Origin of the sequence: Streptomyces sp. NPDC049813 (genome assembly GCF_044465085.1) — a bacterium.
Lineage (GTDB): Bacteria > Actinomycetota > Actinomycetes > Streptomycetales > Streptomycetaceae > Streptomyces.
In genome coordinates this window covers 60,893-81,199 of the sequence record NZ_JBITLI010000015.1, presented here as the reverse complement: position 1 = coordinate 81,199, position 20,307 = coordinate 60,893, and the positions used below count along the sequence as shown (strand labels likewise).

The window sequence follows — 20,307 nt, the reverse complement described above, 5'->3', positions numbered from 1 at the left end:
CGTAGCCGTCAGCCGTCAGCCGTCAGCCGTCAGCCGTCAGCCGTCAGCCGTCAGCCGTCAGCCGTCAGCCGTCAGCCGTCAGCCGTCAGCCGTCAGCCGGTGAGCCGTCAGCCGGTCAGCCAGTCGGCTCCCCGCTGGGCAGGCCCGTCGGCAGCCCCGTGGGCAACTTGCCGTCCGCCGACTTCGTGAAGGTGTCGGCGGTCCCCGCCTTCCAGGACACCTTCATCGTCTTGCCGTCGTTGGACTCGATTGCCCCGACGGTGCGGTCGGTGTTGCCGTCCGCGCACTTGAGGTCGAGCGCCGGCTTCGCCGCGTCCGTCACGGTCCCGGTGCACAGGTGCCCGTCGCCCGTGCTCAGCGACGCCTGCGTACCGCCGACGACGAGGACGACGGCCTGCCCGCCGGTGGTGGCGCTCCAGATGCCCTCGCTGTCCTTCGCCGAGCCCGCGGAGCCGGCCGGGCCGGAGCCGTCCGAACCGGACGAGGCCCCGCCGGACGCCGGCGACGACTCCTCCTTGCCGCCACCGCCGCCACCGCCGCCACCGCTGCCACCGCCGTCGTCACCGCTGCAGCCGGTCACGGCCAGCGCCGCCACGACCGCCGCGACGCCCACGACCACACGATTCCTGATGCGCACACCATCCCCCTCGGTCTCTGCTGTCGCTCTATGTCACTGCTGTCGCGGCCGAAGTTACCAGCCGTTACGGACAGCCGTGGGAGTGACGCATCTCACCGTCCGGAGCATCGAGGCCTTATTGAAAATGGGAGCCATTTTCATATACTGAGCCGCATGGCACGCAACGAACTCCGCCCAGCGATCAAGCTCAGGTCCACCGCGGGGACCGGCTACACGTACGTGACCCGCAAGAACCGCCGCAACGACCCCGACCGGGTGACCCTGCGCAAGTACGACCCCGTCGCCGGCCGGCACGTCGACTTCCGAGAGGAGCGCTGACCATGAACAACGCCATCCACCCCGCCTACGCACCGGTCGTCTTCCGGGACCGCGCCGCCGGCCACGCGTTCCTCACCCGCTCGACCATGACGAGCGAGCGGACGATCACGTGGCAGGACGGCCGGACGTACCCCGTCGTCGACGTCGAGATCTCCGACGCCAGCCACCCCTTCTACACAGGTAACCAGCGCGTCCTGGACACCGCGGGCCGCGTGGAGCGCTTCGAGCGCCGCTACGGGGCTTCCTCATAGGCCTCGTAGGCCTCGTAGGTCAGATGTGAGAACTCGTAGGTCAGATGTCAGAACGGGAAGCGGCTGCGCCCGTGCTGCACCGAGATCCACTTCTGCGTCGTGAAGGACTCGACGGTGGCCTCGCCGTTCAGGCGGCCGAGGCCCGAGCGCTTCTCGCCGCCGAACGCGACGAGCGGCTCATCGTGCACGGTGCCGTCGTTGACGTGGATCATCCCGGTGTCGATCCGGTGCGCGAAGGCCACGCCCCGCTCGATGTCCCCGGTGTGCACGGCGCCGCTCAGTCCGTAGGGGGTGTCGTTCGCGATCCGGACCGCCTCCTCGTCCCCGTCGAAGGGGATGAGGAGGGCGACCGGGCCGAAGATCTCCTGACGCAGCACGGGGGAGTCGGCGGGCAGCCCGGTCAGGACGACCGGCTCCACCAGGTTTCCGTCCACGTCGCCGCGGAGCAGCACCGTCGCGCCCTCCCGGACGGCCTGGTCCACCACGCCCGTCACCGCGTCCGCCTGCGTGGAGTTGATGACCGGGCCGATGACCGTCGCCGGGTCGCGCGGGTCGCCCGCCTTGAGCGTGGCGACCTTCGCGACGAACTTCTCCGTGAACTCCCGCTCGACCTTGCGGTCCACGAGGATGCGGTTCGCGGCCATGCAGACCTGGCCCTGGTGGACGTAGCGGCTGAAGACGGCCGCGTCGACCGCGTAGTCGACGTCGGCGTCGTCCAGGACGGTCAGCGCGCTGTTGCCGCCGAGCTCCAGGACCGCGTGCTTGAACTGCGCGGCACACACCGTCGCGACGTGCTGGCCGACCTTGTCCGAGCCGGTGAAGGAGATGACCTTCGGCACGGGGTGGGTCAGCAGCGCGTCGCCGATCTCGGCGATGTCCGTGATGACCACGTTCAGCAGGCCCGGCGGCAGCCCCGCGTCCTCGAAGATCTTCGCGACCAGTGAGCCGCCGACGACCGGGGTGTTCTGGTGCGGCTTGAGCACGACGCCGTTGCCGAGCGCCAGGGCGGGCGCCACCGACTTCAGGGACAGCAGGAACGGGAAGTTGAACGGCGAGATGACCCCCACCACGCCCACCGGGACCCGGTAGAGGCGGTTCTCCTTGCCGTCCACCGGCGAGGGGATGACCCGGCCCTGCGGGCGCAGCGCCAGCTGGACGGCCTCGCGCAGGAACTCCTTGGCGAGGTGGAGCTCGAACCCGGCCTTGACCCGGGTGCCGCCGAGCTCGTCGATGATCGCCTCGGCTATCGACTCCTCGCGCTCCTCGACCAGGTGCAGGGCGCGCTCGAAGACGAGCCGGCGCGTGTAGGCGTTGGTCGTCGCCCACTCCTTCTGCGCCCGCTCGGCCGCCCGGTACGCCTCGTCGATCTCCTCGACCGAGGCGGCGGTGATGGAGGCGAGCTTGTCCCCGCTGTACGGGTTGAAGTCGATGACGTCCCACGCGCCGCGCCCCTGACGCCAGACGCCGTCGATGTACTGGCGGTCCAGTTCCGTGAAGTAGTCCTGGGCGGACTGGGACGGCTGGGACGGTCGCGTCGTCATGAGGGAGATCCTTGCTGCAGCGCCGGACACCTGATGACACGTCATCGTACGGTTGTTACCGATCAGTTGCGACGGTTACGGCCTCAACTGGCATCCGGTTCAATCGAATTCGGTCGCGATCCGACGCAGCAGCGCGAGGCTCTCGTCCGGTGAGGGGCACTCCTCCTGCAGCTGGGCCATGGCCCGCTCGTACTGGGCCACGTCCTCGGCCTTATCCAGGTACAGGGCGCTGGTGAGCTGTTCGAGGAAGACGAGGTCCGAGAGGTCGGACTCGGGGAAGGTCAGCAGGGTGAAGGTGCCGGACTCGCCCGCGTGCCAGCCGTGGCTGAACGGCATGACCTGCACGGTCAGATGCGGCAGCTGGGCCATCTCGACGAGGTGCTCCAGCTGGCCCCGCATCACCGCGGGCCCGCCGTGCACCCGGCGCAGCGCGGCCTCGTCGAGCACGAGGCGCACCTGCGGCGCCCGCTCCGAGACCAGCACCTTCTGCCGCTCCAGGCGCAGGGCCACCCGCCGGTCGATGTCCTCCCGGGGAGCGCCGCGCATGCCCCGCTCGACGACCGCGTGCGCGTACGCCTCGGTCTGCAGCAGGCCGTGCACGAACTGCGCCTCGTAGCCGCGGATCAGCGACGCGGCGCCTTCGAGCCCGATGTATGTCTGGAACCAGCCGGGCAGGACGTCGGAGTAACTGTGCCACCAGCCCGCGACGTTGGCCGCCTTCACCAGGGAGAGCAGCGCCTCGCGCTCGGTCTCGTCGCTCACCCCGTACAGGGTGAGCAGGTCCTCGACGTCCCTCGCCTTGAAGCTCACCCGTCCCAACTCCAAGCGGCTGATCTTGGATTCGGAGGCCCGGATCGAGTAGCCGGCGGCCTCCCGGGTGATGCCGCGCGATTCCCGCAGGCGCCGCAGTTGCGAGCCCAGCAGAATGCGCCGCACCACCGAGCCGCTCGCGTCCCCAGCGGTCACGTCACTGCCTCCCCATCGGTTCAAGGGCCGAAGTCTGCCATTAAAACGCTCCCCCCCGTACTCGTTCGGTTACAGAAATGGAGAGATCACGAAAGCCCTGCGCAAGAAGTCGTAGGAAGAAATGCGGGAGAAGCGGTACGGGAGGGCTCAAGTCCGGCGCGTGCACGTGCATCTGCCCTTGCATCCGATGTACGCATTCGGAACGATGGCCACGCCACCGCTCGCTACGTACTGCGAATCTGGGGAGTGCCTCGCATGGGGACGAACAGATCGGCCATGCTCGAGCCCTTCGACGCGTTGAGGCAGGGGCTGCCTCCGCTCGACCCCTCGGCCGTCTCCAGCGCCGCCTCCTGCGCCCTGCCCGCCCGGTACGAAGCGGTGCGCAGCGCGCGGCAGTTCACCCGCCGCACGCTCGCCGACTGGGACGTCCCCGAGCGCTTCGACGACATCTGCCTGGTCGTCTCCGAGCTGGTCACCAACGCCCTGCGGCACGGGCTCCCGGCGCAGACCCCGCCCGGCCAGGAGCCGCCGGTGCGGCTGCACCTGATGCGATGGGCGTCGCGGGCGGTCTGCGCGGTGCGCGACCCCAGCTTCGAGTCGCCGGTGGCCGGGGACGCGGGGGAGGACTTCGCGGCGGAGTCCGGGCGCGGCCTCTTCCTCGTCGAGTCCTTCAGCGACAGCTGGGGCTGGCACCCGCTGGCCGGCACGCTCAGCGGCAAGGTGGTCTGGGCCCTGTTCAGGCTGTGAACGTGGGGCCGTCTCGACGTACGGACGGGTAGGCCGGAGCGGGTCCGGTGTCTACGCGCGTCGAGATTGTCCGGAAGGGGATCAGGCGCCCGCTATCAGGTGATCGAACTCGCCGTCCTTCACGCCGAGCAGCAGCGCCTCGATCTCGGCGGGCGTGTAGACGAGCGCCGGCCCCTCCGGGAAGTTCGAGTTGCGCATGGCCACCTTGCCGCCGGGCAGCTTCGCCAACTCCACGCAGGAGCCCTGGGAGTTGCTGTGCCGGCTCTTCTGCCAGACCACTCCGTGCAGCTCCGTGGCCGCCATGCCGTTGTACGCGTGATGCACGGTTCGCTCCCCCGCTGATGCTGAAACTGTGAACTGGCCCTGAGGCAGAGGTGAAAGCGGAGATCAACTTTCTCGACTGACCAGGAGCATAGCCGCGTTCATATGCCGATGCATGGGCAGATGCACGTGCACGGGGGGTGGTCTCGTGGTTACAGAACATCTGACGCCTGCCCCGGATCCTGACACTCATGTCGCCGGGAAAGCGGACAGGATCTGACCTACATGGCGCATACCTTTCTCTGTGTCGGAGCGAATGCCGGAGCGGAAGGCGCCGGCGACTAGCCACGGACATCCAGCGACATCCAGCGACATCCCGGACGAGAGGCGGCCGTCATGGTCATGCACGTGAACCCCGAGGCACCCGGCGACGAGCGCGGCGCGCTGCTCGCCTTCATCGCCGAACAGCGCGGCGGCGTGCGCCGGGCGCTGCTCGGACTCACCGACGAGCAGGCCTCGTCGAAGCCCAGCGCCTCCGAACTCTCCCTCGCGGGCCTCCTCAAGCATGTGGCCGAAGTCGAGCAGGGCTGGATCGCGCGGGCCCTCCAGGTCGCCCCCGACGTCGAGCGCACCGCCGAGACGTGGGGCGACAGCTTCCGCCTGGTCGGCGACGAGACGGTCAAGGACGTCCTGGCGCGCTACGAGGACGTCGCGCGCCGCACCGAGGAGTTCTTCCGCGCGGTGCCCAGCCTGGACGACACCTTCCCGCTGCCGGACCAGCCCTGGTTCAACGGGTGCCCCGCGGTGTCGGTGCGCTGGCTCGGCCTGCACCTGATCCGCGAGACCGCCCGGCACGCCGGCCACGCCGACGTCATCCGGGAGTCGCTGGACGGCAGGACGGCCTTCGAGCTGGTGGCCCTCGCACAGAACTGAGGTCCTACGCTGGCCGTATGTCAGCGATCCGCCTCCTGGTCCTCGGGGCCGTCCGCCAGCACGGCCGCGCCCACGGCTACCAGGTGCGCGCCGACCTGGAGTACTGGGGCGCCCACGAGTGGTCGAACGCCAAGCCGGGCTCGATCTACCACGCGCTCAAGCAGATGGCGAAGCAGGGACTGCTGGTCGCGCACGAGACCGCCCCGTCCACCGCGGGCGGCCCGCCGCGCACCGAGTACGAAGTGACGGAGCAGGGCACCGAGGCCTACCTCGCCCTGCTCCGCGCGTCGCTGACCGCCTACGACCAGCGGCCCGACATCCTCACCGCCGCGCTCGGCTTCATGGTCGACCTGCCGCGCGCGGAGGCCGTGTCCCTGCTGACCGAGCGGGTGCGCCGGATCGAGGAGTGGCGCGCCTCGGTCACCGGGCACTACACGCCCGAGGGCGGCCCCGGACAGCTGGGCCACATCGGCGAGATCATGAACTACTGGGTGCACTCCGCCGATTCGGGCGCGGCGTGGACCCGCGCCCTGATCGGCCGCATCGAGAGCGGCGCGTACACCTTCGCGGGCGAGGGCGAGCCGTTCGTCGGCGTCCTGGCGGACGGGCAGGAGAACCCGTACGCGAGCCCCGACCGAAGGCCCTAGGGCGTGTTTTGAAAGTCCCGCCTGCCCCGCGACGCCCGGCACGCACGCTCGCGGCGTTGCCGAAGCGCCCGAATAGCTCCGCTATTAGGACGCTCCGGCGCCTTGCGATCGCACGCACCGGACGCCGCGGGGCCCGCCCTTCGGGCGGACGACGGGACTTTCAAAACACGCCCTAGTGGTGGAACCCGGTGGCCGCGGACTTGTCCCGGGTGAACGGCCGCTCCTGCCGGCGCAGCTCCGGCAGGAGCAGGGTCAGGTCGTCGAGCAGGAGTTGCGCGAGGTCCGCCGAGAACCCGTTGCGGCACACCACCCGCAGCACCGCCAGGTCCTCGCGGTGCGCGGGGAAGGTGTAGGCCGGGACCAGCCAGCCGCGCTCGCGCAGCCGCCGCGAGACGTCGAACACGTCGTACGCCGTCACGTCCGGCGCGGTGGTGAAGGCAAAGACCGGCAGCTCGTCGCCGCGGGTGACCAGCCGGAAGTCGCCGAGCGCCTCGATGCGTTCGGCGAGCCCGCGGGCGACGTCGCGGGTGGCCTGCTGCACCGCCCGGAAGCCCTCGCGGCCCAGGCGCAGGAACGTGTAGTACTGGGCGACGACCTGGGCGCCGGGCCGCGAGAAGTTGAGCGCGAACGTCGGCATGTCCCCGCCCAGGTAGTTGACGCGGAAGACCAGCTCCTCGGGGAGCGCCTCGGCCGTGCGCCACAGGGCCCAGCCGACGCCCGGGTAGACCAGGCCGTACTTGTGGCCGGAGGTGTTGATGGACGCCACGCGCGGCAGCCGGAAGTCCCAGACCAGGTCGGGGTCGAGGAAGGGGGCGACCATCGCGCCCGAGGCCCCGTCCACATGCACGGGGATGTCGAGCCCGGTCCGCTCCTGCAGGGAGTCGAGCGCGGCGCACAGCTCCGCGATGGGCTCGTAGGAGCCGTCGAACGTGGAGCCGAGGACCCCGACGACGCCGATGGTGTTCTCGTCGCACAGCTCGGCGGCGGCCGCCGGGTCGAGGTGGAAGCGGTCGCCCTCCATGGGCACCTGCCGGGCCTCCACCTCCCAGAAGTTGCAGAACTTCTCCCAGCACACCTGCACGTTCACGCCCATGACGAGGTTGGGGCGGGCCTCACGGGAGGGGTAGCGGTCCGCGTTGCGCCGGGCCCAGCGCCGCTTGAGCGCCATGCCGGCGAGCATGCACGCCTCGCTCGACCCGGTCGTGGAGCAGCCCACGGCGGCGGCCGGGTCGGGCGCGTTCCACAGGTCGGCGAGCATCGCCACGCACCGCTTCTCCAGCTCGGCGGTGCGCGGGTACTCGTCCTTGTCGATCATGTTCTTGTCGCGGCACTCCGCGAGCAGGACACCGGCCTGCGGCTCCATCCACGTCGTGACGAAAGTGGCCAGATTCAGCCGTGCGTTGCCGTCCAGCATCAGTTCGTCGTGGACGAGCTGGTACGCGGTCGCGGGCGGGAGCGGCTTGTCCGGCAGCCGGTGCTTGGGCGGCGCGTCGGCCATGCCCGCGGTCGGGTCGGCCTCCCCGTAGAAGGGGTTCACGGAGAGCGGGCGCTCTTCGCCGGGCTCCTCGGACGGGCTCTGGTGCAGCGGGGGCATGGCGTCAACTCCTGAGTTCCAAAAGGGGCGTGGCGGGTCGGTCAGCGCACGGACGTGCCGTCCTGCGTCAGCTGCATCTGCGGGCGGCCCGTCACCAGGAGCCAGGCGGGCAGGGACGCGACGCACATCAGGGCGAGGATCGCGGGCGAGGCGACGAGGACGGCGGCGGTGAAGAGGCTGATCCAGCCCTGCCGGGTGATCGCGAGCAGGAGGCCGAGGACGCCCGCGGCGACGGCGACCGACACGTTCACCGCCGGTACGAGGGCGTGCGCGCACAGTCCGAACGCGGCCCCGACGAAGACGGCCGGGAAGATCCGCCCGCCCCGGAACCCGCACGCGGCGGCGATCAGCAGCGCGGCCAGCTTCACCACGGTCATCACCGCGAACTGCCCGGCCGACCAGCCCTGCGGGTCGGCGGCCAGCTCGCCCACCTCGTGCAGCCCCTTGAACAGCGTCAGATGCCCGCCGAGCGCGCCCAGCAGGCCGAGCACGAGCCCGCCGAGCGGCAGCGCCAGCATCGGGTGCCCCAGCCGCGCGAACACCCGGTGGGCGTAGGGGAAGGCGTACACGGCGAGCATGCCGAGCACGGCGGCCGCGCAGGACACCACGAGCGCGGCCAGCAGATCGCCCCAGCCGGGGCGGCCGAAGGGCGGCAGGCCCAGGTCGAAGGAGGGCGAGGCGATCAGCGTCGTCGTCAGGGCGCCCGCCGCGGCGGCCAGCAGCGGCGCGAAGAGGTTGTCCCAGAGCGAGCCCCTGATCGGCATCGGCTTGCCGGCCAGCGCCTCGGAGACGACGAGCGCGGCGGCGACCGGGGTACCGAACAGGGCGCCGAGCGTGGCGGCCGAGGCCAGCGAGACCCACAGCGCGCCGGGCGCCCCCGGTGCGGCCTTGCGGCCGAGCCAGAACGCCAGCGCGACGTTGGTGGCGATGATCGGGTTCTCCGGCCCGAGGCTGGGGCCGCCCGCGAGCATCAGGGCGGCCGCCACGACGAGACCCGGCAGCACGTACGGCGCCACCGGCTCCTCGCCGCCCAGGCCGAGCGTGGCCGGATCGGGGCCGGCGTGCCCCGGCGCCTTCCACACCACCAGGCCGACCAGCACGCCGGTGGCGGTGAGCATCACGATCATCCACAGGGCGCCGTAGCCGCTGACGCCGAGCGCGTCGGGCAGTGCGCTCCAGAGCACGTCCTGGAGCCGCTCGGCGGCCTCGCTGACCGCGAGGAACAGCAGACTGCACCCGACGCCCACCACGAGGGCGGGCGCGACGAGGGGCAGCAGGGTGCGAGCGGAGACGGCGGGCGGGGCGGCCGGGGGCGGCGCGACGGCGGCTTCATTGCTCACGGCGACACCTTAAGCGGACATTCAGCGCATAACACCCGGAGCCTGCGGCCGGGCTTGCACCTCACGTGACGTGAGGAGCCAGGCTGGCGCACGTACGGACCGCGGGAACGCGACGACGGAGGGAGAGCGGCGGATGAGCTACGCGGTGGGACACGTGGCCCGGCTCGCCGGCGTCACGGTGCGCACCCTGCACCACTACGACGAGATCGGCCTGCTCGTGCCGGGCGGGCGCGGCCCGACCGGCCACCGCCGCTACACCGACGAGGACCTCGACCGGCTCCAGCAGGTCCTCTTCTACCGGGAGCTCGGCTTCCCGCTGGAGGAGGTGCGCGCCCTGCTCGACGACCCGGCCACCGACCCGCGCACGCACCTGCGGCGCCGGCACCGGGAACTGCGCGCCCGTATCCGCAGGCTTCAGGAGATGGCGGACGCCGTCGAACACGCGATGGAGGCACAGAAGATGGGAATCCAGCTCACCCCCGAGGAGCGGTTCGAGGTCTTCGGGGACAAGGACCCCGAGCAGTACGCCGAGGAGGCCGAACAGCGCTGGGGCGGCACGGAGGCGTACGCCGAGACGCAGCGGCGCACCGCGGCCTACACCAAGGAGGACTGGAAGCGCCTCCAGGCCGAGGTCGACGATTGGACCGCGCGCTACGCGGCCCTCGTCGCCGCCGGGGAGGACGCGGCGGGCGAGCGGGCCATGGACCTCGCCGAGGAGCACCGCGCGCACATCGGACGGTGGTTCCACGAATGCCCCTATGAGCTGCACGTCTGTTTCGGCGACATGTATGTGGCCGACGAGCGCTTCACCGCCTACTACGAGGCCATCGGCGAGGGAGTCGCCCAGCACCTGCGGGACGCGATCCACGCGAACGCGGCACGGCACACCGGCTGAGGCGGGTACGGGCACGCGCGCGTGCCCGTACATACCGACAGGTTTGCCACAGTTGACGCACAGTGCATCCTGAGAGGGCCACTGGAACCTGGCAGCGGCGAGCGGCGTTGATAACTTTGCATCGCCATTGCCTTGGCTGCTCTCGTTCTGTTCCTTTTCCCAAGCCCTCAGGAGCCCGGACCCGTGATGACGCTTGCTCTCGGACCAAGCTGGCTGGACCCGGACTACTTGCTGAACACGTTCGGCATCTGGGGTCTGCTCCTGATCGTGTTCGCGGAGTCGGGCCTGCTGATCGGCTTCTTCCTGCCCGGTGACTCGCTGCTGTTCACCACGGGCCTGCTGATCACCGCCGGCACCATGGACTTCCCGCTGTGGGGGGCCGTCGGACTGATCTGCCTCGCCGCGATCCTCGGCGACCAGGCGGGGTACGTCTTCGGCAAGAAGGTCGGGCCCTCGCTGTTCCGGCGCCCGGACTCCAAGCTCTTCAAGCAGGAGAACGTGCAGAAGGCGCACGAGTTCTTCGAGAAGCACGGCCCCAAGTCGCTGGTCCTGGCCCGCTTCGTGCCGATCGTGCGCACGTTCACGCCGATCATCGCCGGCGTCTCCGGCATGAAGTACCGCTCGTTCCTCACGTTCAACGTGATCGGCGGGGTGCTGTGGGGCGCCGGCGTGACGCTGCTCGGCTCCTGGCTGGGCAACATCGAGTTCGTCCACAAGAACATCGAGGCGATCCTGATCCTGATCGTCCTGGTCTCGGTGGTGCCCATCGCCATCGAGTTCCTGCGGGCGCGCGGCAAGTCCAAGAAGGCGGCGGCCCAGGGCGGGCCGGGTACGGCCGCGGACCCGGGCCAGGCCCCGTCCCAGCGCGGCCGGCACGCCAAGCGGTAGGGCGGGGCACGGCGGGCCCGGGCACGATGGCGGGAAGAACCGCCCTAGAAGCCGCGTGTGCGCTTGGCCGCGCGGCGGTTCGCCGCCCCGGGGGAGCGGATGAACAGCCGGGAGATCTCGCCTCCCAGGTTCACCCCGATCGCGATGGCCATGGCGAGGGCCGCCGCCTTGGACAGCGAGACGAGCCCCTGGTTCACGTCGTTGTGGGCGATGGCGAGCAGCCCGAAGTACGTCGCCGAACCGGGGAGCAGCGGCCCGATGGCGGCCGTGACGTAGGGCAGCGCCGACGCGAACCGGTACCGCGAGAAGAGCTGGCCGAACAGGCCGACGAGCCCGGCCGCCGCGGCCGTGGAGGCGACCGGCGAGATCCCGCCCGCGTCGTGCATCGCCCCGTAGACGACCCAGGCCACCCCGCCGTTGAGGGTCACCGCGAGGACGGTCGAGCGCTCCTGCTGCAACAGCACGGCGAACGCCAGTGACAGCGCCATCGACGCGGCGATCTGCCACAGCGGCCGTTCGACGGGCTTCAGCGCCGCCTCCGGGTTGAGCTGCGCGTTCAGCTGCACGCCGACGTACAGCATGATCAGCACGCCGATGACGATGCCGACGAAGAAGTACATGACTTCCAGCAGCCGCGCCGAGGCCGTGATGTAGAAGCCGGTCAGGCCGTCCTGCACACCGGCGACGAGCGCCCGCCCCGGCAGCAGCGCGAAGAGCCCACCGGTGATCACCGCGGACGCCTTCACGTCCACATGGGCGAGGGTGAGCACCAGGCCGATCGCCGCGGGCGGCATCGCGGCCACCGTGAACTGGTAGAACTCCGGGAAGCCGCGCCCCGCGCAGAGCCACGCGAGCCGGTCGCCGAGCATCGCGCCGACGGCCGCGGCGACGAACACCAGCAGATCACCGCCGACGAGGATCGAGGCGGAGCCGGCCAGCAGCCCGTTGGCCCCGGTGAGCGCCCAGCCGGGGTAGGGGTGCCGGTTGCGCCGGATCTCCGCGAGCCGCCGGTACGCCTCCTCCAGCGTGATGTCGACCTCGTCGTCCTCGTCGCTGATGTCGTCGACGAGCCGGAACACCGCGGCGAGCCGGTTGTAGTCGGTGCCGCGGCGGCGCACGGTGCGCGAGGCGGTCACCGGGTCGTCGACCAGGGACGGCTGGAAGGTGATCGACAGCAGCGTGAACGTGACCGTCGGCTCGCACCGGTCGAGCCCGTAGGAGCGGCAGACGGCGAACATCGCCGCTTCCACGTCCTCGGCGCCCTCGCCGCCGGCCAGCAGCAGCTCCCCGATACGCAGCGTCAGGTCGAGCACGCGGGGCACGGCGGGCCCGGCGTCGTCCTGCTTCTGCGCCGGTTCGGGCGCGGGCCGCTCGGCGACCGGCATCCGCAGCATCGTGCGCATCCGGTCCTGCCAGGGCGCCTCCTTGGTCAGCTTGACCATGGGGATGCCGTGCGCGGGAGTGAACGCCGCCGGGGACTGCCGGGAGCTGTAGGTCCTGGGCGGGGTGAACGCGGACCCCTCGGTGTCGACCGCCTCGGGTGCCTGCACGTTCAGCCCGTCGGGCAGGGCGAACTCCGAGGTGACCGAGGAGTCCTCCTCCATCACCGGAGCCGCCGACACCACCCCGATGGGCTGCGTGAACTGACTGCGGGCCTCGTCGGACTGCGGCTTGCGGTCCTCCGGGGCCTGCGACTCGCGCTCCGTCACCTGTTCGGCACCTCTGTGGTTCCTTGCTTTCGCGCGTCTACGTACGTCTACACACGTCTACGTAGACGTCTGCCTCCCGTACGCCTCAGTATGCGCACGAATACGCAAACGGGCCGCACGACCCCGGCTGGGGTCGTGCGGCCCGTCCGTGGCCGGTCCGGTCAGTGACCGCCCTGGTCCTGCGCACGCTTGTACGAGCGCTCGATCTCGGCCTCGGCCTCGGTGCGGCCCACCCAGTCGGCGCCCTCGACGGACTTGCCGGGCTCCAGGTCCTTGTAGACCTCGAAGAAGTGCTGGATCTCCAGGCGGTCGAACTCCGAGACGTGGTGGATGTCGCGCAGGTGCTCCATCCGCGGGTCGGTCGCCGGGACGCACAGCAGCTTGTCGTCGCCGCCGGCCTCGTCCGTCATGCGGAACATGCCGATCGCGCGGCACTTGATGAGGCAGCCCGGGAAGGTCGGCTCGTCCAGGATGACCAGGGCGTCCAGCGGGTCGCCGTCCTCGCCGAGGGTGTTCTCGACGAAGCCGTAGTCCGTCGGGTAGGCGGTCGAGGTGAACAGACGACGGTCCAGACGGATGCGACCGGACTCGTGGTCGACCTCGTACTTGTTCCGCGATCCCTTCGGAATCTCGATCGTGACGTCGAACTCCACCGGTGGCTCCTCCATGATCAACACATACGACTGGTGGTTAAGTGTCCCTCACGCAGGTGTGTGATCGCGAAAGGGGCTGGTCCGCGGTGCCGGAGCTGAAGGCTTCGCAGCTCTTGACGAGCGTGGCGAAGACCGCTGCCACATCGGTTGCGAGGAGCGGGACCAAGCACGTCACGGTCGCCGCGACGGCGGTGGGCCTTGCCCTCGCGGCCGTCGTGGTGGCCACGACCGGCCCCTGGGACGCTTCGGGTCAGCGTACGGCCGAGGCGCGCCGGGCGGCCGTCCGGGACGCCGGGGGTGGCGCAGATCACGGTGGCGCCCCCGGGACGCGGCCCGGGGCGCCGCAGGCCGCGCCGAGCGCCGCCGCGGTCCTGGCCGCGCCCGGCGCCTCGGTGCCGGGCCCGACCCGCGGCGCCCTGGCCGCCGTGCTGGACCCGCTGCTGAAGGACCCGGCACTGGGCACGCACCGCACGGCCGCGGTGGTCGACGCGGTCACCGGGAAGCAGCTGTACGGCAGGTCCGCGGGCGACGCCCTCACCCCGGCGTCCACCATCAAGCTGGCCACGGCCGTCGCGGCCCTGACGGCGGCGGGCCCCGACCACCGCATCGCCACCCGTACGGCCCTGGACGCGGACGCCGGACGACTCGTCCTGGTCGGCGGCGGCGACCCCACCCTGACGGCGCGTCAGAAGAATCCTTACGGCGCCGCCAGCCTGCGCACCCTCGCCGACAAGACGGCCGCCTCCCTGAAGAAGAGCGGCCACACCGAAGTGACCCTCGGCTACGACACCTCGCTCTACTCCGGGCCCGCCACCCACCCGATCGGCCCCAACGAGAACCTCGCCCAGGTCACCGCCCTCATGGTGGACGAGGGCCGCACCGACGGTTCCGACAGCGGCCCCGCCACGCGTGCGGTGGACCCCGCCGCGGCGGCGGCGCGGACGTTCGCCGACCTCCTGGACGAGCGCGGCATCCGCACCAAGGGCGGCGCCCCCGCCCCCGGCAAGGCGCCCGGCGACGCCGAGGCCGTCGCGAAGGTCGCCTCGCCCCCGCTCTCCGCCCTGGTCGAGCGCATGCTGACGCACAGCGACAACGACATCGCCGAGGCCCTCGCCCGGCAGACCGCCGTCGCCGCCGACGAGAGCCACGACTTCGACGGCGCGGGCCGGGCCGTCAGGAAACAGCTCGCCACCCTGCGGCTGCCGCTCACCGGAACCCGCTTCGCCGACGGCAGCGGCCTCGACCGCACCGACAAGATCTCCGCCGACCTGCTCACCAAGCTCCTCGCCACGGCCGCCGAACCCGGCCGCCCCGGCCTGCGCTCCGTCCTGACCGGCCTGCCCGTCGCCGGCTTCACCGGCACCCTCAGCAGCCGCTACGAGGACGCCGCCGACGCCTCCGGGATCGGCCTGGTCCGCGCCAAGACCGGCACCCTCACCGGGGTCAACACCCTCGCGGGCACGGTCGTCGACGCCGACGGCAGGCTCCTCGTCTTCGCGTTCATGACCCAGAACGCCCCCGGCCCCCAGTCGGCCCAGGCGGGCCTGGACCGCCTCGCCTCCACGGTCGCCGACTGCGGATGCCACTGAGCCCGGACGACCCCTAGGGGGCGCCCGGGTCGAACTGGGGGCCGCCCCCGGGGTCCAACCTCCTCCGTGTACGGAAGGGGTCACGTACCGTTGACGCATGACGAGCATCGGCGGTGCTGCTTCTTCAGGGATGGTCGACTGGAACCTCGCGGTGACCACCGCGACCCGATTCGTACGACCAGGACCGGAGGTCAGCCGCGACGAGGCGCGCGCCATCGTCGCCGAGCTGCGCCGGTACGCCAAGGAGTCCGAGGAGCACGTGCGCGCGTACACGCGCATGGCCACCGAGGACGTGCACGACACCCCCGTCCTCGTCGTGGACCGGCCCGGCTGGGTGAAGGCCAACGTCGAGGGCTTCCGCGAGATCCTCAAGCCGCTCCTCGACAAGATGCAGGAGCGCCGCTCGGGCCCCGGCGGCGCCGTGCTCGGCGCGGTCGGCGGCAAGGTCACCGGCGTCGAGCTGGGCATGCTCCTGTCGTTCATGTCCTCCCGCGTCCTCGGCCAGTACGAGACCTTCGCCCCCGCCTCCCGCGACCTGCCGGCCGCACCGAGCGGAGGGCGGCTGCTGCTCGTGGCGCCCAACATCGTGCACGTCGAGCGCGAACTGGAGGTGGACCCGCACGACTTCCGGCTCTGGGTCTGCCTCCACGAGGAGACGCACCGCACCCAGTTCACCGCGGTGCCCTGGCTCCGCGACCACCTGGAGAGCGAGATCCAGTCGTTCCTCGCCGAGACCGACGTCGACCCCTCGACGTTCCTGGAGCGCATCAGGGAGGCCGCCCAGTCCCTGGCCGGCGGCCGCCCCGAGGGCGAGGAGGACGACGGCGGCCGCTCCCTGGTCGAGCTCGTCCAGTCCCCGGCCCAGCGCGAGATCCTCGCCCGCCTCACCGCCGTGATGTCCCTGCTCGAAGGGCACGCGGACTACGTGATGGACGGCGTCGGCCCCGCGGTCGTGCCCTCGGTGGAGGAGATCCGCGAGAAGTTCCAGCAGCGCCGCCAGAAGGGCGCCTCCCGGCTCGACATGGCGCTGCGCAAGCTCCTGGGCCTCGACGCCAAGCTGCGCCAGTACCGCGACGGCGAGCGGTTCGTCCGTGCCGTCGTCGACGAGGTCGGCATGGACGGCTTCAACCGCGTCTGGACCTCGCCCAACACCCTTCCCACCAAGGCGGAGATCGCCAAACCGGCGGAGTGGGTCGCACGGGTGCACAACAAGGCAGACGGGTCCCACGACGCTCCGTAGACCACGCCCGGAATTGCTCAGGATCACCCATCCGAGGGACCGTGGCCCGTGGGTGGGCGTGCGATGCTCGGGGAATCGCTCGTCTCTGTCACCATCGACACACTCTGCGTGACCGAAGTCGCCGGATCACCGTTGAGCGTTCCAGCCGGTGCAGTTTCTGGCGCCCACCCCCTAGACAACGGAATGAAGGGAACCGGACATGGGTCCCCATCCTGCGGTCGCGGCGATACGCCTGGCGGTCCGCCGCGTCCTCCACGACATCCTCAGCGCACACCCCCAGCCCTCCTCCGCCCAGCAGCCCCTCGTGCTGGTCGCCTGCTCGGGCGGCGCCGACTCCATGGCGCTCGCCTCGGCCCTCGCCTTCGAAGCGCCCAAGCTCGGCATCCGCGCCGGTGGCATCACCGTCGACCACGGTCTGCAGCCCGGCTCCGACAGCCGCGCCGAGGACGTCGCCCTGCGCCTGACCGCCCTCGGCCTCGCCCCCGCCGAGTCCGTCGCCGTGTCCGTCGGCCGCGCGGGCGGCCCCGAAGCCGCCGCCCGCGACGCCCGGTACGCCGCCCTCGACGCCGCCGCGGAGCGCCACGGCGCCGCCGCCGTCCTGCTCGGCCACACCCGCGACGACCAGGCCGAGACCGTCCTGCTCGGCCTCGCCCGCGGCTCCGGCATCCGCTCCCTGTCCGGCATGGCCGCCGTCTCCGGGACGGGCGGCCGCTACCGGCGCCCCTTCCTCCAGCTCGACCGGCAGACCGCGCGCAAGGCCTGCCTCGTCCAGCACCTGCCCGTCTGGGACGACCCGCACAACACCGATCCGGCCTACACCCGCTCCCGGCTCCGCCACGAGGGGCTGCCCGCCCTGGAGAAGGCGCTCGGCAAAGGCGTCGTCGAGGCCCTCGCCCGGACGGCCCAGCTCTCCCGGGACGACGCCGACGCCCTCGACGGCTGGGCCCAGCAGGCCGCCGACTCCGTCCGCGACACCGCCGGCCTCCTCGAATGCGCCAAGCTCTACGCGCTGCCGCCCGCCGTGCGCCGCCGCATCCTGCGCCGCGCCGCGATCGAGGCGGGCGCCCCGGCCGGTGCGCTCTTCGCCCGGCACATCGAAGAGGTCGACCGCCTGATCACGGGCTGGCGGGGCCAGGGAGAGATCAACCTCCCGGGCAAAGTCGTCGCCCAGCGGCAGGGTGGCAGACTGGTCATCCGGCAAGGCTGACGGAAGACCACGACTTCGGTGGGCTCCGAGTGGCCGGTGGGACGACCGAAAGTGATGCGGGTGGACGCGAAAGACATGGGCACCGACCTTCAGTCGGTGCTCATCACCAAGGAAGAGATCGACGCGAAGCTGGCGGAGCTGGCCGCGAAGGTCGACGCGGAGTACGCGGGCAAGGACCTGCTGATCGTCGGAGTGCTCAAGGGCGCCGTCATGGTCATGGCGGACCTGGCGCGTGCCCTGGCCACCCCCGTCACGATGGACTGGATGGCGGTCTCCTCGTACGGCGCGGGCACCCAGTCGTCCGGCGTCGTGCGGATCCTCAAGGACCTCGACACCGACATCAAGGGCCGGCACGTCCTGATCGTCGAGGACATCATCGACTCCGGGCTGACGCTCTCGTGGCTGCTCACGAACCTCGGCTCGCGCGAGCCCGCCTCCCTGGAGGTGTGCACGCTGCTGCGCAAGCCGGAGGCGGCGAAGGTCTCCATCGACGTGAAGTGGGTCGGCTTCGACATCCCGAACGAGTTCGTGGTCGGGTACGGCCTGGACTACGCCGAGAAGTACCGCAACCTGCCCTTCGTCGGCACGCTCGCACCGCACGTCTACGGCGGCTGAGCCCGCGTCAGGCGGCCGGGAACCCTCGCGGGGCCCCCGCCGTTGGAGAAGCGAAGGGCCGTTTGCCGGTCCTCCCCTGCGGCGTCGGGTGACAATGCTGGGGTACCGTCCGAAGAACAGTTCTTCAAACAGCTTCAAACAGCCTTATCAAACTCACTATGGCAGGAGGGACGGGGCGTCATCGCTCCGTATGGATGGACGTGAAGCGATACTTCCGTGGGCCGGTCATGTGGATCGTGCTGGCCGTCCTTGCCGTGGTCGTGTTGATGCAGGTCGTCGGTTCGTCCGGCGGCTACAAGACGGTGGACACCGGCCAGGTCATTCAGGCCATCAACGACAACAAGGTGCAGTCGGCCAAGCTGACCACCGGTGACGACAACACCATCAAGGCCGAGCTGAAGGACGGCCAGAAGGTCGACGGCTCGAGCAAGATCCAGGCCAGTTACATCGGCGACCAGGGCGTCGCGGTGGCCAAGGACCTGCAGGCCAAGTTCGAGGACAAGCAGATCCCCGACGGGTACACCGTCTCCCCGTCGAAGCAGAACCCCTTCGTGGGCATCCTGCTGACGCTGCTGCCCTTCGTCCTCATCGTGGTCGTCTTCCTGTTCCTGATGAATCAGATGCAGGGCGGCGGCTCCCGCGTCATGCAGTTCGGGAAGTCCAAGGCCAAGCTCATCACCAAGGACACCCCCAAGACGACCTTCGCCGACGTGGCGGGCTCGGACGAGGCGGTCGAGGAGCTCCACGAGATCAAGGAGTTCCTCCAGGAGCCAGCCAAGTTCCAGGCCGTCGGCGCCAAGATCCCCAAGGGCGTGCTCCTCTACGGCCCGCCCGGTACCGGCAAGACGCTCCTCGCGCGCGCCGTCGCCGGTGAGGCCGGGGTCCCGTTCTACTCGATCTCCGGCTCCGACTTCGTCGAGATGTTCGTCGGTGTCGGCGCCTCCCGGGTCCGCGACCTCTTCGAGCAGGCCAAGGCGAACGCTCCGGCGATCGTCTTCGTCGACGAGATCGACGCGGTCGGCCGCCACCGCGGCGCCGGCCTCGGCGGCGGTCACGACGAGCGCGAGCAGACGCTCAACCAGCTGCTCGTCGAGATGGACGGCTTCGACGTGAAGGGCGGCGTGATCCTCATCGCCGCCACGAACCGGCCGGACATCCTCGACCCCGCGCTGCTGCGTCCCGGCCGCTTCGACCGGCAGATCGCGGTCGACCGCCCGGACATGCAGGGCCGCCTGGAGATCCTCAAGGTGCACCAGAAGGGCAAGCCGGTCGCGCCCGACGTCGACCTGTCGGCCGTCGCGCGCCGCACCCCGGGCTTCACGGGTGCCGATCTGTCGAACGTGCTGAACGAGGCCGCGCTGCTCACGGCCCGCTCGGACAAGAAGCTGATCGACAACCTGTCGCTCGACGAGGCGATCGACCGGGTGGTCGCGGGACCGCAGAAGCGGACCCGGATCATGTCGGACAAGGAGAAGAAGATCACCGCGTACCACGAGGGCGGACACGCCCTGGTCGCGGCGGCCTCACCGAACTCCGACCCGGTGCACAAGATCACGATCCTCTCCAGAGGCCGTGCCCTCGGCTACACGATGGTGCTGCCGGACGAGGACAAGTACTCGACCACGCGCAACGAGATGCTCGACCAGCTCGCCTACATGCTGGGCGGCCGCGCGGCCGAGGAGCTCGTCTTCCACGACCCGACCACGGGCGCCGCGAACGACATCGAGAAGGCCACCGGTACGGCCCGCGCGATGGTCACGCAGTACGGCATGACCGAGCGGCTCGGCGCGATCAAGTTCGGCGGTGACAACAGCGAGCCCTTCCTGGGCCGTGAGATGGGTCACCAGCGCGACTACTCGGAAGAGGTCGCCGCGCTCGTCGACGAAGAGGTCAAGAAGCTCATCGAGACCGCGCACAACGAGGCCTGGGAGATCCTGGTCGAGAACCGCGACGTCCTCGACAACCTCGTCCTCGCGCTGCTCGAGAAGGAGACGCTGAACAAGGAGCAGATCGCCGAGATCTTCGCTCCGATCGTGAAGCGCCCGGCCCGCCCCGCGTGGACCGGCTCCTCGCGCCGCACCCCCTCGACCCGCCCGCCGGTGCTCTCCCCCAAGGAGCTGTCACTGACGAACGGGGCGAACGGTTCGACGCCCGCCATCGAGACCACCACCCCGGTGGACACGGTGAAGGAAGAGCGCCCCGAGAGCTGACCGAACCCTCACCGGGCCCGGAATGCAGGCCGCGCCCCCCACGCTTTACGGTGTGGGGGGCGCGGC

Annotated in this window: 19 protein-coding genes and 1 pseudogene; 12 read left to right on the top strand and 8 right to left on the bottom strand. The window is 70.8% G+C overall.

The features are described from left to right. Nucleotides 1-115: 115 nt before the first annotated feature. Nucleotides 116-637, bottom strand: coding sequence for a hypothetical protein (locus ACIBW6_RS27375; RefSeq protein ID WP_399064101.1), 522 nt, complete (start codon nt 635-637; stop codon nt 116-118). A 153-nt stretch (nt 638-790) separates the two neighbouring features. Between ACIBW6_RS27375 and rpmG the strand changes: the two genes are divergently transcribed. Together rpmG and ACIBW6_RS27365 are read left to right on the top strand one after the other, a co-directional pair. Next, entirely contained in the window at nt 791-955 is a 165-nt protein-coding gene (gene rpmG, locus ACIBW6_RS27370) for a 50S ribosomal protein L33 (protein WP_399064099.1), read from the top strand. Nucleotides 956-957: 2 nt separating this feature from the next. Beyond that, nucleotides 958-1,206, top strand: a complete 249-nt coding sequence (locus ACIBW6_RS27365) for a type B 50S ribosomal protein L31 (RefSeq protein ID WP_399064097.1) — start codon at nt 958-960, stop codon at nt 1,204-1,206. 47 nt (nt 1,207-1,253) lie between these two features. Here the strand turns inward: ACIBW6_RS27365 and ACIBW6_RS27360 are convergent, their stop codons facing one another. Together ACIBW6_RS27360 and ACIBW6_RS27355 are read right to left on the bottom strand one after the other, a co-directional pair. Further along, nucleotides 1,254-2,747, bottom strand: a complete 1,494-nt coding sequence (locus tag ACIBW6_RS27360) for an aldehyde dehydrogenase family protein (protein ID WP_399064096.1) — start codon at nt 2,745-2,747, stop codon at nt 1,254-1,256. A 99-nt stretch (nt 2,748-2,846) separates the two neighbouring features. Further along, nucleotides 2,847-3,713: a helix-turn-helix domain-containing protein gene (locus tag ACIBW6_RS27355; protein ID WP_399064094.1), complete on the bottom strand. Its 867-nt coding sequence runs from the start codon at nt 3,711-3,713 to the stop codon at nt 2,847-2,849. A gap of 255 nt (nt 3,714-3,968) precedes the next feature. Here ACIBW6_RS27355 and ACIBW6_RS27350 point away from each other — a divergent pair, with 255 nt between their 5' ends. Then, complete coding sequence (locus ACIBW6_RS27350) at nt 3,969-4,460, top strand: ATP-binding protein (RefSeq protein ID WP_399064092.1); 492 nt, start codon at nt 3,969-3,971, stop codon at nt 4,458-4,460. Nucleotides 4,461-4,541: 81 nt separating this feature from the next. On the opposite strand, the gene ACIBW6_RS27345 is transcribed toward ACIBW6_RS27350, so the two are convergent. Then, nucleotides 4,542-4,784 carry a DUF397 domain-containing protein gene (locus ACIBW6_RS27345; protein ID WP_399064090.1) on the bottom strand — a complete coding sequence of 81 codons (243 nt, stop codon included), beginning with the start codon at nt 4,782-4,784 and terminating at the stop codon, nt 4,542-4,544. A gap of 333 nt (nt 4,785-5,117) precedes the next feature. On the opposite strand from ACIBW6_RS27345, the gene ACIBW6_RS27340 reads away from it, so the two are divergent. Both ACIBW6_RS27340 and ACIBW6_RS27335 read left to right on the top strand, forming a co-directional pair. Next, nucleotides 5,118-5,654, top strand: coding sequence for a DinB family protein (locus tag ACIBW6_RS27340; protein WP_399064088.1), 537 nt, complete (start codon nt 5,118-5,120; stop codon nt 5,652-5,654). 17 nt (nt 5,655-5,671) lie between these two features. After that, entirely contained in the window at nt 5,672-6,301 is a 630-nt protein-coding gene (locus tag ACIBW6_RS27335) for a PadR family transcriptional regulator (RefSeq protein WP_399064086.1), read from the top strand. A 172-nt stretch (nt 6,302-6,473) separates the two neighbouring features. On the opposite strand, the gene ACIBW6_RS27330 is transcribed toward ACIBW6_RS27335, so the two are convergent. Both ACIBW6_RS27330 and ACIBW6_RS27325 read right to left on the bottom strand, forming a co-directional pair. Continuing rightward, nucleotides 6,474-7,895, bottom strand: a complete 1,422-nt coding sequence (locus tag ACIBW6_RS27330) for a glutamate decarboxylase (RefSeq protein WP_399064085.1) — start codon at nt 7,893-7,895, stop codon at nt 6,474-6,476. A 41-nt stretch (nt 7,896-7,936) separates the two neighbouring features. After that, nucleotides 7,937-9,235, bottom strand: coding sequence for an ion channel protein (locus ACIBW6_RS27325; protein WP_399064083.1), 1,299 nt, complete (start codon nt 9,233-9,235; stop codon nt 7,937-7,939). A 133-nt stretch (nt 9,236-9,368) separates the two neighbouring features. Here ACIBW6_RS27325 and ACIBW6_RS27320 point away from each other — a divergent pair, with 133 nt between their 5' ends. Together ACIBW6_RS27320 and ACIBW6_RS27315 are read left to right on the top strand one after the other, a co-directional pair. Beyond that, nucleotides 9,369-10,130: a MerR family transcriptional regulator gene (locus ACIBW6_RS27320; protein WP_399064081.1), complete on the top strand. Its 762-nt coding sequence runs from the start codon at nt 9,369-9,371 to the stop codon at nt 10,128-10,130. Nucleotides 10,131-10,316: 186 nt separating this feature from the next. After that, nucleotides 10,317-10,988 (top strand): annotated as a pseudogene (locus ACIBW6_RS27315) (DedA family protein); the annotation flags it as partial. Between the two features lie 74 nt (nt 10,989-11,062). On the opposite strand, the gene ACIBW6_RS27310 reads toward ACIBW6_RS27315, so the two are convergent. Together ACIBW6_RS27310 and ACIBW6_RS27305 are read right to left on the bottom strand one after the other, a co-directional pair. Next, nucleotides 11,063-12,727, bottom strand: coding sequence for a threonine/serine exporter ThrE family protein (locus ACIBW6_RS27310; protein WP_399064079.1), 1,665 nt, complete (start codon nt 12,725-12,727; stop codon nt 11,063-11,065). A gap of 161 nt (nt 12,728-12,888) precedes the next feature. Further along, nucleotides 12,889-13,380 (bottom strand): inorganic diphosphatase, encoded by a 492-nt coding sequence (locus ACIBW6_RS27305; protein WP_164303342.1) that lies wholly within the window; start codon nt 13,378-13,380, stop codon nt 12,889-12,891. A gap of 86 nt (nt 13,381-13,466) precedes the next feature. Here ACIBW6_RS27305 and dacB point away from each other — a divergent pair, with 86 nt between their 5' ends. The 5 genes from dacB to ftsH all read left to right on the top strand — a co-directional run bounded on the left by dacB (nt 13,467) and on the right by ftsH (nt 20,241). Beyond that, a complete protein-coding gene (dacB, locus tag ACIBW6_RS27300; protein ID WP_399064077.1) occupies nt 13,467-14,969 on the top strand; it encodes a D-alanyl-D-alanine carboxypeptidase/D-alanyl-D-alanine-endopeptidase in 1,503 nt (500 codons plus the stop codon). Nucleotides 14,970-15,066: 97 nt separating this feature from the next. Continuing rightward, on the top strand, nt 15,067-16,209 hold the full coding sequence (locus ACIBW6_RS27295) for a zinc-dependent metalloprotease (protein WP_399064075.1): 1,143 nt from the start codon (nt 15,067-15,069) through the stop codon (nt 16,207-16,209). A 199-nt stretch (nt 16,210-16,408) separates the two neighbouring features. Next, nucleotides 16,409-17,416, top strand: coding sequence for a tRNA lysidine(34) synthetase TilS (tilS, locus tag ACIBW6_RS27290; protein ID WP_399064073.1), 1,008 nt, complete (start codon nt 16,409-16,411; stop codon nt 17,414-17,416). 75 nt (nt 17,417-17,491) lie between these two features. After that, nucleotides 17,492-18,031: a hypoxanthine phosphoribosyltransferase gene (hpt, locus tag ACIBW6_RS27285; RefSeq protein WP_399064071.1), complete on the top strand. Its 540-nt coding sequence runs from the start codon at nt 17,492-17,494 to the stop codon at nt 18,029-18,031. Between the two features lie 194 nt (nt 18,032-18,225). Beyond that, nucleotides 18,226-20,241 (top strand): ATP-dependent zinc metalloprotease FtsH, encoded by a 2,016-nt coding sequence (gene ftsH / locus ACIBW6_RS27280; RefSeq protein ID WP_399064069.1) that lies wholly within the window; start codon nt 18,226-18,228, stop codon nt 20,239-20,241. The last annotated feature ends 66 nt before the right edge of the window (nt 20,242-20,307 follow it).